This window comes from Streptomyces sp. VNUA24 (assembly GCF_029167005.1).
In the GTDB taxonomy this organism is placed as follows: domain Bacteria; phylum Actinomycetota; class Actinomycetes; order Streptomycetales; family Streptomycetaceae; genus Streptomyces; species Streptomyces scabiei.
The window spans coordinates 3,462,365-3,476,857 of record NZ_CP119143.1; the positions used below are offsets into that span (position 1 = coordinate 3,462,365).

Annotated in this window: 11 protein-coding genes; 6 read left to right on the forward strand and 5 right to left on the reverse strand. The window is 72.3% G+C overall.

The features are described from left to right. Positions 1 to 44: 44 nt before the first annotated feature. Complete coding sequence (locus PYR72_RS14425; RefSeq protein WP_275455735.1) at positions 45 to 1,433, reverse strand: pitrilysin family protein; 1,389 nt, start codon at positions 1,431 to 1,433, stop codon at positions 45 to 47. Beyond that, entirely contained in the window at positions 1,430 to 2,818 is a 1,389-nt protein-coding gene (locus PYR72_RS14430) for a pitrilysin family protein (protein ID WP_275455736.1), read from the reverse strand. The genes PYR72_RS14425 and PYR72_RS14430 overlap by 4 nt, the downstream gene beginning before the upstream one ends. Positions 2,819 to 3,201: 383 nt before the next feature. On the opposite strand from PYR72_RS14430, the gene PYR72_RS14435 reads away from it, so the two are divergent. Continuing rightward, positions 3,202 to 5,658, forward strand: coding sequence for a DNA topoisomerase IV subunit A (locus tag PYR72_RS14435; RefSeq protein WP_275455737.1), 2,457 nt, complete (start codon positions 3,202 to 3,204; stop codon positions 5,656 to 5,658). 10 nt (positions 5,659 to 5,668) lie between these two features. Here PYR72_RS14435 and PYR72_RS14440 read toward each other — a convergent pair whose 3' ends face one another. Next, positions 5,669 to 6,820, reverse strand: a complete 1,152-nt coding sequence (locus PYR72_RS14440) for a CobW family GTP-binding protein (protein WP_275460412.1) — start codon at positions 6,818 to 6,820, stop codon at positions 5,669 to 5,671. Positions 6,821 to 7,459: 639 nt separating this feature from the next. On the opposite strand from PYR72_RS14440, the gene PYR72_RS14445 reads away from it, so the two are divergent. The 5 genes from PYR72_RS14445 (at position 7,460) to PYR72_RS14465 (ending at position 12,114) form a co-directional block, all read left to right on the forward strand. Continuing rightward, on the forward strand, positions 7,460 to 8,017 hold the full coding sequence (locus PYR72_RS14445; RefSeq protein ID WP_275455738.1) for a DUF6082 family protein: 558 nt from the start codon (positions 7,460 to 7,462) through the stop codon (positions 8,015 to 8,017). A 218-nt stretch (positions 8,018 to 8,235) separates the two neighbouring features. After that, positions 8,236 to 8,472 carry a hypothetical protein gene (locus PYR72_RS14450; protein WP_037724008.1) on the forward strand — a complete coding sequence of 79 codons (237 nt, stop codon included), beginning with the start codon at positions 8,236 to 8,238 and terminating at the stop codon, positions 8,470 to 8,472. Between the two features lie 145 nt (positions 8,473 to 8,617). Further along, positions 8,618 to 9,556, forward strand: coding sequence for a sucrase ferredoxin (locus PYR72_RS14455; protein WP_275455739.1), 939 nt, complete (start codon positions 8,618 to 8,620; stop codon positions 9,554 to 9,556). 114 nt (positions 9,557 to 9,670) lie between these two features. After that, positions 9,671 to 11,437, forward strand: coding sequence for a sensor histidine kinase (locus tag PYR72_RS14460; protein WP_275455740.1), 1,767 nt, complete (start codon positions 9,671 to 9,673; stop codon positions 11,435 to 11,437). Then, positions 11,434 to 12,114: a response regulator gene (locus tag PYR72_RS14465; protein ID WP_275455741.1), complete on the forward strand. Its 681-nt coding sequence runs from the start codon at positions 11,434 to 11,436 to the stop codon at positions 12,112 to 12,114. The genes PYR72_RS14460 and PYR72_RS14465 overlap by 4 nt, the downstream gene beginning before the upstream one ends. Before the next feature lie 34 nt (positions 12,115 to 12,148). Here the strand turns inward: PYR72_RS14465 and PYR72_RS14470 are convergent, their stop codons facing one another. Together PYR72_RS14470 and PYR72_RS14475 are read right to left on the reverse strand one after the other, a co-directional pair. Continuing rightward, a complete protein-coding gene (locus PYR72_RS14470) occupies positions 12,149 to 13,741 on the reverse strand; it encodes a cation acetate symporter (RefSeq protein WP_275455742.1) in 1,593 nt (530 codons plus the stop codon). Next, positions 13,738 to 14,277: a DUF485 domain-containing protein gene (locus PYR72_RS14475; protein ID WP_275455743.1), complete on the reverse strand. Its 540-nt coding sequence runs from the start codon at positions 14,275 to 14,277 to the stop codon at positions 13,738 to 13,740. Before PYR72_RS14475 ends, PYR72_RS14470 begins: the two co-directional genes overlap by 4 nt. Positions 14,278 to 14,493: the final 216 nt, after the last annotated feature.

A 14,493-nucleotide genomic window follows, 5' to 3' on the forward strand; every position in this document is an offset into this window, starting at 1 on the left:
GCCTCACTCGTGCGTGTCCTGCCGTCCGGTATCTCCCCGGTTCCCTACTCGGCGGGTACGACGGTGACTTCGCCGATTCCGAGGGCCCTGACCGGCTCCTCGATCTGCGCGGCGTCCCCGACGAGGACCGTCACGAGGCGGTCCACCGGGAAGGCGTTCACGACGGCCGCGGTGGCCTCCACCGTGCCCGTGGCGGCGAGTTGGCGGTACAGCGTCGACTGGTAGTCGTCCGGCAGGTACTGCTCGACCTGGTCGGCCAGCGTGCCCGCCACGGCCGCGGCCGTCTCGAACTTGAGGGGGGCGACCCCGACGAGGTTCTGCACGGCCACATCGCGCTCGGCGTCGGTCAGCCCCTCGGCGGCCAGGGTGCGCAGCACCGTCCACAGATCGTCCAGCGCCGGGCCGGTGTTGGGCGTGTCGACGGAGCCGCTGATGGCGAGCATCGCCGTGCCCGAGCCGTCCGGGGCGGAGCGCAGCACCTGGCCGAACGCGCGCACGCCGTAGGTGTATCCCTTCTCCTCCCGCAGGACGCGGTCCAGCCGGGAGGTGAGGGTGCCGCCGAGGCAGTAGGTGCCGAGCACCTGGGCCGGCCACACACGGTCGTGCCGGTCGGCGCCCACCCGGCCGATGAGCAACTGGGTCTGCACGGAGCCCGGGCGGTCCACGATGATCACGCGCCCGGTGTCGTCGGCGGTCACCGCCGGAACGACGCTGGGCTTGGCAGGGGAGCCGGTCCAGGCGCCCAGGGTGTCCCCCAGCAGCGTGCCGAGGTCGACCCCGGTGAGGTCGCCGACGACCACGGCGGTGGCCGTCGCGGGGCGCACGTGCCGCTCGTAGAAGGCGCGTACGGCCGCGGAGTCGATGCCCTCCACGGTCTCCTCGGTGCCCTGGCGGGGCCGCGACATGCGGGACTCGGCCGGGAACAGCTGCCGGGAGAGCTCCTTGGCGGCCCGCCGGCCCGGGTTGGCGGTCTCGTGCGGGATCTCGTCGAGCCGGTTGGCCACCAGACGCTCGATCTCGCCGTCGTCGAACGCGGGAGCCCGCAGGGCGTCCGCGAGCAGCCCCAGGGCCTTCTCCAGCCGCGACACGGGCACTTCGAGGGACAGGCGTACGCCCGCGTGGTCGGCGTGCGAGTCGAGGGTGGCGCCGCAGCGCTCCAGCTCGGCCGCGAACTCCTCGGCCGTGTGCTTGTCGGTGCCCTCGGAGAACGCCCTGGTCATGATGGTGGCGACGCCGTCGAGGCCGGCCGGCTCCGCGTCCAGGGGCGCGTCGAGGACGACCTCGACGGCGACGACCTGCTGGCCGGGGCGGTGGCAGTGCAGCACGGTCAGGCCGTTGGGCAGAGTGCCGCGCTCGGGCGCGGGGAACGCCCAGGGGCGGGCGTCGCCCGCCTGGGGCTGCGGGTGGAACTCCATGCTCGCGAGCTCGGTCACTTCGCCGACTCCTCGTTCTCGTCGGTGGTCTCGACGGCCTCCGTCTCGGCGGCCGCCTCTTCGGCGTCGTCTTCGGCGTCCTCCTCGCCGGCGACGGGCTCGTACACGAGCACCGCCCGGTTGTCGGGCCGCAGGCGGGCCTTGGCGATCTCCTGGACCTCGTCGGCCGTCACCTCCAGGACCCGGTCGACGGCGGTGAGGGCGAGCTTCGGGTCGCCGAACAGGACCGCGTAGCGGCACAGTTCGTCGGCGCGGCCCGCGACCGTGCCGAGCCGGTCCAGCCACTCGCGCTCCAACTGGGCCTGGGCGCGCTCCATCTCCTCGGCCGTGGGGCCCTCCGCGGCGAACCGGGCCAGCTCCTCGTCGACGGCGGCCTCGATGACCGGCACCTCGACGTCGCCGGAGGTCTTCACGTCCATCCACGCCATGGAGGGCGCCCCGGCCAGCCGCAGCAGGCCGAAGCCGGCCGTCACGGCCGTACGGTCGCGGCGCACGAGCCGGTTGTAGAGGCGGGAGGACTCGCCGCCGCCGAGGATGGTCAGCGCCAGGTCGGCGGCGTCGCACGCGCGGGTGCCGTCCTCCGGCAGCCGGTAGGCGGCCATCAACGCGCGCGCGGGCACGTTCTCCTCGACCACCTCGCGCAGCTGCTCGCCCATGACGTCGGGCAGCGCGCCGTCACGGGGCGCGGGCTTGCCGTCGTACGCGGGGATCGAGCCGAAGTACTTCTCCACCCAGGCGAGGGTCTGCTCCGGGTCGATGTCGCCGACGATCGACAGGACGGCGTTGTTGGGCGCGTAGTAGGTCCGGAAGAACTGCTGGGCGTCCTCCAGGCTCGCGGCCTCCAGGTCGTCCATCGAGCCGATCGGGGTGTGCCGGTAGGGGTGGCCCTCGGGGTAGGCCAGGCGGAAGATCTTCTCGAAGGCGGTGCCGTAGGGCACGTTGTCGTACCGCTGGCGGCGTTCGTTCTGGACGACCGCCCGCTGGTTGTCCAGGTTCTTCTGGTCGAGCGCGAGCAGCAGGCTGCCCATGCGGTCGGCCTCCAGCCACAGCGCCAGCTCCAGCTGGTGGGTGGGCATGGTCTCGAAGTAGTTGGTGCGCTCCCAGCTGGTGGTGCCGTTCAGCGAACCGCCGGCGCCCTGGACCAGCTCGAAGTGGCCGTTGTCCTTCACCTGGCCCGAGCCCTGGAACATCAGGTGCTCGAAGAGGTGGGCGAGGCCCGTGCGGCCCGCGACCTCGTGGCGCGAACCGACGTCGTACCAGAGGCACACCGCGGCGACGGGGGTCAGGTGGTCCTCGGAGAGCACCACGCGCAGGCCGTTGTCCAGGCGGTGCTCCCTCACTGTCAGGCCTTCGGAGCCGGCCTCGGCTGTGGCCGTGTGACCCATGGGCGATACGTCCCTTCGATCGCTGTGCTGTGTGCGCGGGATCCGCGGTCGTGTCCGTCGTGGAAATCGTCGCGGAAACCGCTGTTTCCTGCCGGTCCCGCCACTGTATGCAAGCGCGCGGACCCCCGGAGAAGTTCCCGGGCGCCGTACGCCGAGAGCGAGACCGGGGTTGCGGCCCGCGGTCCGTGGTTAAGGTCGGCGCACGCTGTTGACGTGGCGGTCCCACGAGGCCGCGCCCGGCGGTCGGGGCCGGGTCGTGTCGGGGTTGTCGGTGCGGCAGTCCACAATGGTGCGCGTCAGTTCCCGTTCACGTCTCGCCGAGCGTGAGCCGGAGACGTGAGCGCCCCGTAGGTGAGCGACCAGACAAAGAGGAGCCGGCAGCGATGGCCCGCCGCAGCACGAAGACCCCGCCGCCCGACGACGCGTTCGAGGAGCGGATCCTCGACATCGACGTCGTCGACGAGATGCAGGGCTCCTTCCTGGAGTACGCGTACTCGGTCATCTACTCCCGAGCCCTGCCCGACGCCCGTGACGGTCTGAAGCCGGTGCACCGCCGGATCGTCTACCAGATGAACGAGATGGGCCTGCGCCCCGACCGCGGCTATGTGAAGTGCGCCCGCGTCGTCGGCGAGGTCATGGGCAAGCTGCACCCGCACGGCGACTCCTCGATCTACGACGCCCTGGTGCGCCTCGCGCAGCCCTTCTCCATGCGGCTCCCCCTGGTCGACGGCCACGGCAACTTCGGCTCGCTGGGCAACGACGACCCGCCGGCCGCCATGCGGTACACCGAGTGCCGGATGGCCGACGCGACCAGCCTGATGACGGAGTCGATCGAGGAGAACACGGTCGACTTCTCCCCGAACTACGACGGCCAGGAGCAGGAGCCGGTGGCCCTGCCCGCCGCCTTCCCCAACCTGCTGGTCAACGGCGCGTCCGGCATCGCCGTCGGTATGGCCACCAACATGCCGCCGCACAACCTGGGCGAGGTCATCGCGGCCGCCCGCCACCTCATCCGGTACCCGAACGCCGACCTCGACACGCTGATGAAGCACGTCCCCGGCCCCGACCTGCCCACCGGCGGCCGGATCGTCGGCCTCTCCGGCATCAAGGACGCGTACGCGACGGGCCGCGGCACCTTCAAGATCCGCGCCACGGTGACGGTGGACAACGTGACGGCCCGCCGCAAGGGCCTGATCGTCACCGAACTGCCGTTCACCGTCGGCCCGGAGAAGGTGATCGCCAAGATCAAGGACCTGGTCGGCGCGAAGAAGCTGCAGGGCATCGCCGACGTCAAGGACCTCACCGACCGCGCCCACGGCCTGCGCCTGGTCATCGAGATCAAGAACGGCTTCGTGCCGGAGGCCGTCCTGGAGCAGCTCTACAAGCTGACGCCGATGGAGGAGTCCTTCGGCATCAACAACGTGGCCCTGGTCGACGGCCAGCCCCTCACCCTCGGCCTGAAGGAGCTGCTGGAGGTCTACCTCGACCACCGCTTCGAGGTCGTCCGGCGCCGTTCGGAGTTCCGCCGCGGCAAGAAGCGCGACCGGCTCCACCTGGTCGAGGGTCTGCTCACCGCGCTGGTGGACATCGACGAGGTCATCCGGCTGATCCGCTCCAGCGACAACTCCGCCCAGGCCAAGGAGCGCCTGATCGAGCGCTTCGCCCTGTCGGACATCCAGACGCAGTACATCCTCGACACCCCGCTGCGCCGCCTGACCCGGTTCGACCGCATCGAGCTGGAGTCCGAGAAGGAGAAGCTCAACACCGAGATCGCCGAGCTGACCCGCATCCTGGAGTCGGACGCGGAGCTGCGCAAGCTGGTCTCCGGTGAACTCGCCGCCGTGGCGAAGAAGTTCGGCACCGAGCGCCGCACCGTGCTGCTGGAGTCCTCGGGCACCCAGGTGGCCGCGGTCCCGCTGCAGGTGGCGGACGACCCGTGCCGGGTCCTGCTGTCGTCGACGGGGCTGCTGGCCCGTACGGCGAGCGCCGAGCCCTTCGCGGCGGACGAGGACGGCAGGCGCACCAAGCACGACGTCATCGTCTCGGCGGTCCCGGCGACGGCCCGGGGCGAGGTGGGCGCGGTGACCTCCACCGGCCGCCTGCTGCGCCTGAACGTGGTCGATCTGCCGCAGCTGCCGGACACCTCGGCGGCCCCCAACCTGTCGGGCGGCGCCCCGCTCGCGGAGTTCCTCACCCTCCAGGACGGCGAGACGGTCGTCTGTCTGATGACGCTCGACGAGTCCTCGCCCGGGCTGGCCATCGGCACCGAGCAGGGTGTCGTCAAGCGCGTGGTCCCCGACTACCCGTCCAACAAGGAGGAGCTGGAGGTCATCACGCTCAAGGAGGGCGACCGGATCGTCGGTGCCGTCGAGCTGCGCACGGGCGAGGAGGACCTGATCTTCATCACGGACGACGCCCAGCTACTGCGCTACCAGGCCGCACAGGTCCGCCCGCAGGGCCGCCCGGCCGGCGGTATGGCCGGCATCAAGCTCACCGAGGGCGCGAAGGTCATCTCCTTCACCGCCGTCGACCCGGCCGTCGACGCGGTCGTCTTCACGGTGGCGGGCTCCCGCGGCACCCTCGACGACTCCGTCCAGACCACCGCCAAGCTCACCCCGTTCGACCAGTACCCCCGCAAGGGCCGTGCCACGGGCGGCGTCCGCTGCCAGCGGTTCCTCAAGGGCGAGGACTGCCTCTCCGTCGCCTGGGCGGGACCGGCCCCGGCCCGCGCCGCCCAGAAGAACGGCACCCCGGCCGACCTCCCGGAGATGGACCCGCGCCGCGACGGCTCGGGCGTGTCCCTGGGCAAGACGGTGGCGTCGGTGGCGGGGCCGGTGTGAGCGCCGGGCCTCACAGGTCGTCGTAGGAGGTCTCGGGGTCTTCGGCCCCGGCCTCCTGGACGTAGCGCAGGACGCCCCACATGCCGTGCTCGTCGGCGTGCGGGGCGTCGTCGTCCCTCCGGCACGCCTCCAACTCCTTGTGCAGGGCGGGGGCGTCGATGCCGGCGCCGATGAGCACGAGCTGCGTGAGCCTTTCGTCGCCGGGCCAGGGCTCGGGGTAGAACCGCAGGAACCGTCCGACGGCGTGCACGCCGTAGCGGTTGCGCGGGTCGTACGGACCGAGGTCGACGTACCCCTTGATCCGGTAGAGCCCTTCGGCACGCCCGTCCAGGAACTCCATGAGCCGGCGGGGGTCGAGCGGCGCGTCGGAGACGAAGGAGACGCTGTCGTAGCCGGTGTGCAGATGCCCGGCGTGCCCGCCCTGGGCATCGTCCCCGGCGTGCCCGCCCTGGTCGTCGTGCCCGTCGTGATCCTCGTGGTCGTCGAGGTCGTGCCGGTGCAGGTCGTCGAAGGAGAGCTGGCCGAGGCGCTCCTCGGAGGGCCGGCAGTCGAACAGGAACTCGGGGTCCACGCGCCCGTAGGTGGCGGGCACCACGGCGGCGCGGTCGGCGAGGGAGCGGACGAGCGAAAGGATCCGCTCCCCTTCCTCGGCCCGGTCGAGCTTGTTGACGACGACCAGGTCGGCGAGGGCGAGGTGCCGGTCGATCTCGGGATGCCGCTGCCGGGTCTCCAGGAACTCGGCCGCGTCCACGACCTCGACGAGCCCGCCGTACACCACCCGGCGGTTCTCGCTGGCGAGCACCATCCGCACGAGCTCCTGCGGCTCGGCGAGCCCGCTCGCCTCGATGACGATGACGTCGATCCCGGCGGCGGGAGCGGCCAGCCGTTCCAGGTACTCGTCCAGTTCGGCGACGTCGACGGCACAGCACAGGCATCCGTTGCCGAGCGACACGGTGGAGTCCCCGAGCGCGCCGGCGACGGCCATCGCGTCGATCTCGATCGCCCCGAAGTCGTTGACGACGGCACCGATGCGGCTACCGCCGCTGCGGTGGAGGAGGTGGTTGAGCAGCGTGGTCTTCCCGGAGCCGAGGAATCCGGCGAGGACGACGACGGGGATCTGCGGCGGACTCTGCGAGCCGTGCCGTTCGTCCAGGCCGTCCAGGCCCTTCAGGTCGTCCGGGCCCTTCAGGTCGTCCGGGCCACGCGAACCGTGCGGGCTCACACCTTCCGCCGGTCCCGCGGTCGGGACATGTTCCGGGCTCGGGACAGGTTCCGGGCTCGGGACAGGTCCCGGTCCGCGTCCTGGCACGGGCTCAAGCCCGGATGCCGACTCCAGCCCGGATGCCGACTCGGCCCCGGGCGCGGGCTCAGGGCGCGTTCCGGGCTCCGGCTCCGGTCGCGTGTGCGACCCCTGGCTCGACGACTGGCTCAACGCGCGCCCTCTCTCCCGTCGTTGCGTGCGGCGGCTCGCGGCCGGCCGCCGTACGGGGCGGGCTCAAGGACCGGTTCCCACCGGAACAGCCCAGCTCCCGTGCCTCCTTGCAGGCCGCCCCAGGATACGAGTGGGGGCCGAACGCCCTGTGGAGTGCGCGCCTGTCAGCGGCGCCCGAGGGGCACACGTTGGGCATGGCGCCGGTCCGCGCGACCCGCACATCCCTCCGTGCGCCTCTTCTCCGCCTCCCGGTCGACCACTGCCGCTCGGCGACACTGGGAGGCGGCAGGCGCCGCCCAGCGCTCGCCGGTCCCATCCCGTCGCCCCGCACCGACGACCGACGGACGGCCGCCTGAACCGGGGGTTGACATGACCACACAGAATCCTGGGGCGCGCGGACTCGGCCCCGCCGCAGCAGCGGGCCTCGTCCTCGCGGTGGGAGCGCTGGGCGCGCTCGCCGTGGAGCGGCGCGTCCGCGCGGTGCTCCGCCGTCTGGACCGGCTGGAGCGGCTGGAGCGGGAGGCCCAGCGGCACGCCGCCCTGATCGCCTACCAGCGCCACAACGTCGACCTGGTCATGAAGGCGGCCGCGGACCCGACGCTGCTGCCCGTCCTGAACGCCTACGAGGAGGAGCTGTCCACCGACAGACAGCGGCAGTACCTCTTCGCCAACCTCCTCTACACCCACGTCCTCCAGGGCTACCGGGTGGGCGTCTTCAGCCGGGCGGAGCTGTACGGACATCTGCGCGGCATCTTTCAGAGCGCCCTCATGCGCGACTACTGGGCCGCCACGCGTCATCACCGGTCGAGCCTGAAGGAGGGGTCGGAGGAGTCGGAGATCGGCAGGATGGTCGACGCCCTGATCAGCGACCTGGAGGAGGCCAACACGGACGAGTGGTGGGTCGTGGGCGAGCCGCCCGCGGAATGAGCCCCCGTTCCAGGGATGCTCACCGTCAGGCCCTCGTCCCCCGCGACACCCACGCCCGTGCCGCTCACCCCCCACGGCGCTCGCTCCCCACGGCGCGACCCCCGTCCCCGCCTTCACGCCCGCACCCCTGGGACGCGGGCGCATCAACCGGCCGCATGAGGCTAAGTTTGGCCCGCTCAACATCGCTGTCACTACTCATGACCCAAGGATCGAACCCGTTGAAAATCGTGCGCCGCATCGGTGCCTCCCCTCGGGAGAGGGGCAGTGCCGCGGGGCAGACATGCCCAGACATCTTCGAACTGCAGGATGGCAACTTCGCAGTGATCGGGACCGACCGGACAGAGAAACTCGACCCCGAGCTTCCTGCCGACGCCTCGCGCGCTGACTACGAGAGGATCGTGGTCATCAGCCGCGACACTCTCATCCGGGCAAAGTCGGACATCCCCGACGCCTGATCCTGAAACAGGGGCTCGCCTGCACTACAGCGCGGGCCCCTCGCGCCGCCGTTCCTCTCGCACAGCCCCCTCGCGGCACCCTCGCCGACACTCCTTCGGGCCACTCACGCGCCACGCGGACGCAAGTCAGGTTAGGCTCACCTCTGTGAGTACGTGCACATCCGCGTCCCGACTTCTCGGCGAGCCTCTCGCCGGGACCGCCGCCACGGCGAGGACATGGCTGCTGCTGGAACAGTCCGGCCCCTGGGGCGTCAACGCGCTCACCTCCAGCCACCTCGACCCCGTGCTCGGCCGCGCCCTCGAAGCCGCGGCCGAGGGCACCGGCGTACGCGTGGCCCTCATCCGGCGTCCCGGCCGCCACGCCGACCGCCGCGAGGTCCACGAGCGCCGCGTGTACGTGGCCCACACCGTCCCCGGCAACGTCTGGCTGCACAGCGCCACGACGTCCGACCCCCGTGAGCTGCTCGGCCTCGATCTCGCCGCCCTCGGGCGGGGTGACCACCGGTCCTTCGGGACGGTCCTGCGGGGCCGGCCGCACACCGGCGACCCGCTCGCGCTCGTCTGCACCAACGGCAAGCGCGACCGCTGCTGCGCCCTCCTCGGCCGGCCGCTCGCCGCCGAACTGGCCGCCTCGGGGGTCGAGGGCACCTGGGAAGTCACCCATCTGGGTGGTCACCGCTTCTCCCCCACCGTGCTCGTGCTCCCCTTCGGATACGTGTACGGCCGCGCGGAGGCCCACCACGTCAAGGAGGTCCTCCAAGGCGTACGGGACGGCCGTGTGGTCACCGACGGATGCCGTGGCGGCTCCGCCTGGGAGCGCCCCGGCCAGGCGGCCGAACTGGCGGTGCGCACCGAGACCGGCGAGGACGCTGCCGACGCGCTCACCGTCCTCCGCACGGACGGCACGGCACCCCACTGGGACGTGACCGTCGCCCACGCCGACGGCCGCCGCTGGACCGTCGCCGTCTCCCACGGCCCCGCCCGGCCGCCCCGCCCGGAGAGCTGCGGCTCCCCGCTGGGCTCCCCGGCGAGGATGGACGTCCTGGCCGTACGGGAACTGTCGCCCGCGGCGGTCGGCCACTAGCGGTCCGGCGCGAGGCCGCTGCCTGCCGGGGGCCGCCGTACGAACGCGCCGGTACTGAGATCCGCGCCACACCCCACTACGACCGGCCCACTCCGTCCACGTACGGTCATGGGTATGAGTCCCGCTCCCCTCGCGCGCCGCCTGCGGTTCGGCATGCCGCGGCGGGTGTTCTCGCAGGTCCTGCTGATGCAGGTCGCGATCGCCGCCGGTGTCGCCGTCCTCGCGACCGGGCTGTTCCTGGCGCCGCTCAGCCAGCAGTTGGACGACCAGGCAATGCGCCGCGCCCTCGCGATCGCGCAGACCACGGCGGCCCAGCCGCAGATGGCGCGGGACCTGGTGTCGACACGGCCGTCCGTGACCGGCCCCGTGCAGGTCGAGGCCGAGCGGATCAGGAAGGCCAGCGGAGCCGAGTACGTGGTCGTGCTGGACCGGCGCGGCGTGCGCTGGTCGCATCCCGACCCGACGGAGATCGGCGGGCTCGTCTCGACCGACCCGCGCCGCGCCCTGGCCGGGAAAGAGGTCATGGAGATCGACTCGGGCACCCTGGGGCGCTCCGCCCGGGGCAAGGTGCCGCTGCGGGACGCCGACGGAAGGATCGTGGGCGCCGTCTCGGTCGGCATCGAGTACGACAGCGTGCGCGACCGGCTGTTCCACGCGATCCCCGGGCTCCTGGCGTACGCCGGCGGCGCGATGGCGGTCGGGGCGCTGGCCGCGTATCTGATCTCCCGGCGGGTCCACCGTCAGACCCGTGACCTGGCCTTCTCCGATATCGCGGGGCTGCTCGCGGAGCGCGAGGCGATGCTGCACGGCATCCGGGAGGGCGTGGTCGCGCTGGACCGCGCCGGGCGCGTGCGCCTCCTGAACGACGAGGCGCGACGGCTGCTCGGGATAGGCGACGAGGCGGTCGGCAGCTCGCTCGACGACGCGCTCGGCCCCGGCCGTACGACGGACGTGCTGGCGGGACGGGTCACCGGCACCGATCTGCTGACCGTGCGCGGACAGCGGGTGCTGGTCGCCAACCGTATGCCCACCGACGACGGGGGCGCCGTCGCCACCCTGCGCGACCGCACCGAGTTGGAGCAGCTGGGGCGCGAACTGGACTCCACACGCGGCCTGACGGACGCCCTGCGCGCCCAGGACCACGAGCACGCCAACCGGATGCACACCCTCCTCGGCCTGCTCGAACTGGAGATGTACGACGAGGCCGTGGAGTTCGTCGGCGAGGTCGTCGGCGAGCACCGGGCCACCGCCGAACAGGTCACCGAGAAGATCCACGATCCGCTGCTCGCCGCGGTGCTGGTGGGCAAGGCCACCGTCGCCGCCGAACGAGGGGTCGCCCTGTCGATCGCGGACGGCACGATGCTGCCGGACCGGCTGATAGACCCGCGGGGGCTGGTCACCGTCGTCGGCAACCTCGTCGACAACGCCTTGGACGCGGTCGCGGGCACTCCGCACGCGCGCGTGGAGGTCGATCTGCGGACCGAGGGGCGCACGGCGGTCCTCCGTGTCCGCGACACAGGACCCGGAGTGCCTCCCGACAAGCGAGAGTTGATCTTCACCGAGGGGTGGTCCACCAAGACTCCGCCCGCCCATCGCGAGCGTGGCATCGGGCTCTCCCTGGTGCGCCGGCTCGCCGAGCGGCAGGGAGGCAGCGCCCGGGTCACGGAGGCGGCGGGCGGCGGCGCGGAGTTCACCGTCGTCCTGCCCGACGCGCTCGCGGAGCACGGCCTGGTGACACCGGCGCCCTCGGCGGCGCCCGCCCCTCGGGCACCCGAGGACGGACCGGCGCGGCAGGACGGGCCGGGCGCCGGCCACGACGGGCGGCCGGCCTCCGCGCGGGAGCCCGAAGCCGCCGGCACAGCCGACAAGGAGCCGCGATGATCGAGGTCCTGATCGTGGACGACGACACCAGGGTCGCCCGCGTCAACGCCGCCTACGTGGAGAAGGTCGCCGGTTTCCACGTCGCCGGTGTGGCCCACAGCGCGGCCGAGGCGCTGCACCGCCTGGAGGCGCTGCCGCACGTCGACCTGGTCCTGCTGGACCACTATCTGCCGGACGATACGGGGCTCGTGGTGGTCCAGGAGATGCGGCGCCGGGGCCACCAGTGCGACGTGATCATGGTGACGGCCGCCCGCGACGTCTCGACCGTGCAGGCCGCGATGCGTCAGGGCGCGCTCCAGTACCTGGTGAAACCGTTCGCGTTCGCCGGGCTGCGGGCCAAGCTGGAGGCGTACGCGGAGCTGCGGCGCACCCTGGACGGCGGCGGTGAGGCCGAACAGGCCGAGGTGGACCGGATCTTCGGCGCGCTCTCGGCGGGCGGCGAGCCGGACCTGCCCAAGGGCCACTCGGCCACCACCACCGAGCTGGTGCGCCGCGCCCTGATGACCGCCGAGGGGCCGCTGTCGGCCCAGGAGATCGCCGAGCGGACCGGACTGAGCCGTCAGACCGCCCAGCGCTATCTGAAGCTCCTGGAACGCACGGGACGGGCCCGGCTGACCCTCAAGTACGGGGACGCCGGCCGCCCGGAACACCGGTACGAGTGGGCGACCCGCCCCTGAGCACCCGCGAACCGCCGGGAGACCCGCCCACCGCTCACACCGCCCCGGCGCCCGTCAGCGAACGCACCTCCGTCTCGGCGTGCTTGGCCTCGTCCGGCGGCTCGGCCGACAGGACCGTGCCGAGCCAGCCCGCGAGGAAGCCCAGCGGGATGGAGACCAGGCCGGGGTTCTGCAGGGGGAAGACCTGGAAGTCGAGGCCGGGGAAGAGCGAGTCGGCGCTGCCCGACACGACCGGCGACAGCAGCACGAGGACCAGGGAGGGGACCAGCCCGCCGTACACGGACCACACCGCGCCGCGTGTGGTGAAGCCGCGCCAGAACAGCGAGTAGAGCAGCACGGGCAGGTTGGCGGAGGCGGCCACCGCGAAGGCGAGGCCCACGAGGAAGGCCACGTTGAGATCCTTGGCCAGCAGCCCCAGCACGATGGCGACCATGCCGACTCCGACGGCGGCCGTCCGGGCCACGGCGACCTCGCTGCGCGGCTTCGAACGTCTGCGCCGCAGCGAGGCGTACAGGTCGTGGGCGACGGACGCCGACGACGCGAGGGTGATGCCGGCGACGACCGCGAGGATCGTGGCGAAGGCGATGGCGGCGACGATCGCGAACAGGACCGTGCCACCGGTGGAGTTCGTGCCACCGCCCAGATCGAGGGCGAGCAACGGCACCGCCGTGTTGCCGGCCGCGTTGGAGCTGCGTACGGCCTCCGGGCCGACCACGGCCGCCGCGCCGAAGCCGAGCACGATCGTCATCAGATAGAAGCCGCCGATGAGGCCGATCGACCAGACCACCGAGCGGCGCGCGGCCCGTGCGGTGGGCACCGTGTAGAAGCGCGACAGGATGTGCGGCAGGCCGGCCGTGCCCAGCACCAGCGCGAGTCCGAGGCTGATGAAGTCGAAGCGCGCGACCCAGTCACCGCCGTACTTCAGCCCGGGGGCGAGGAACGCGTCGCCGTGTCCGCTGCGCTCGGCGGCCGTCCGCAGCAACTGGTCGAAGTCGCCGTGGAACCGCACCAGGACGAGCACGGTCAGCGCGACCGCCCCGCCCATGAGCAGGACGGCTTTCACGATCTGGATCCAGGTGGTGGCCCGCATCCCTCCCAGCGACACGTAGACGACCATCAGCGCGCCCACCCCGATGACCGTCCAGGCCTGTGCCGCCCCGCTCTCTCCCCCCAGCAGCAGCGCGACGAGGGTGCCCGCTCCCACCATCTGCGCCACCAGGTACAGAACGGACACGGTCACCGAGGAGGTTCCCGCGGCGATCCGCACCGGCCGCTCGCTCATCCGGGCCGCGACCACGTCGGCGAGCGTGAACCGCCCGCAGTTGCGCACCAGTTCGGCCACCAGGAACAGCACCACGAGCCAGGCGACCAGGAAGCCCACCGAGTAGAGCAGCCCGTCGTACCCGAAGAGGGCGATGAGCCCCGAGATACCGAGGAAGGACGCGGCGGACATGTAGTCGCCCGCGATGGCAAAACCATTCTCCATGGGGGAGAACAACCGCCCCCCGGCGTAGAACTCCTCCGCCGAGCCGTGCCGGTGACGGCTGACCCAGGTGGTGATGCCCAACGTGACCGCCACGAACAGGCTGAACAGCAGCAGCGCCAGCATCTGGTGGTCGGTGGTCATCGGACGCCCCCTCGGAGGCCGCGCGTCAACTCCTGGGTGTCCCAGCGCAGATCGAGCGCCGCCCGGTCCCGGCGCAGCCTGGCGTGCCGCGCGTACGCCCAGGTGAACAGGAACGTCGTGAGGAACTGTCCGAGCCCCGCCAGCATCGCCACGTTCACCGAGCCCGCCACCGGCCGGGCCATCAGGCCCGGTGCCGTGGTCGCCGTCACCACGTACGCCACGTACCAGCCGAAGAAGAGGGCGACGCCGGGGATCACGAACCTGCGGTAGCGGCTGCGCACCTCCTGGAAGGCCGCGCTCCGCTGGACCTCCAGGTAGACCTCCGCCGCTCCCCCGCCCCCGCTGCCGCTCGCCTCGGCGGCGGCCGGGGCGGGCCCGTCCGTGCCGTCCAGCTCGCCCCAGCCGGAGGCCAGCGCGTCGTACCAGGGATCGTCGAACCGCACGTCCTCGTCGGCGAGGCCGTGTCCCTCGTGCTGCTCAACCGGGTTCTCAGAACCACCCTCGCGTCGGCGGGGACGGCCGGTGCTTGACTGCATGCCCAAGCATGGACAGAGCGGAAAGACCCCCGGCGTGCCTCTGCGCGATTGTTCACCCCATCAGGTGAAACACCGGCCAGCCTCCCCCACCCGGGAAGGGCCTCCGCACCCGTGGCAGCCGGGAGGGGCGACGCGCCTGCGGAATGCCCCGGCCCTCACGCGAGGGAGGGCGTCCGGGACCGGCCCGGACGCCCTCCGACGAAGCCCTGCGCCGCG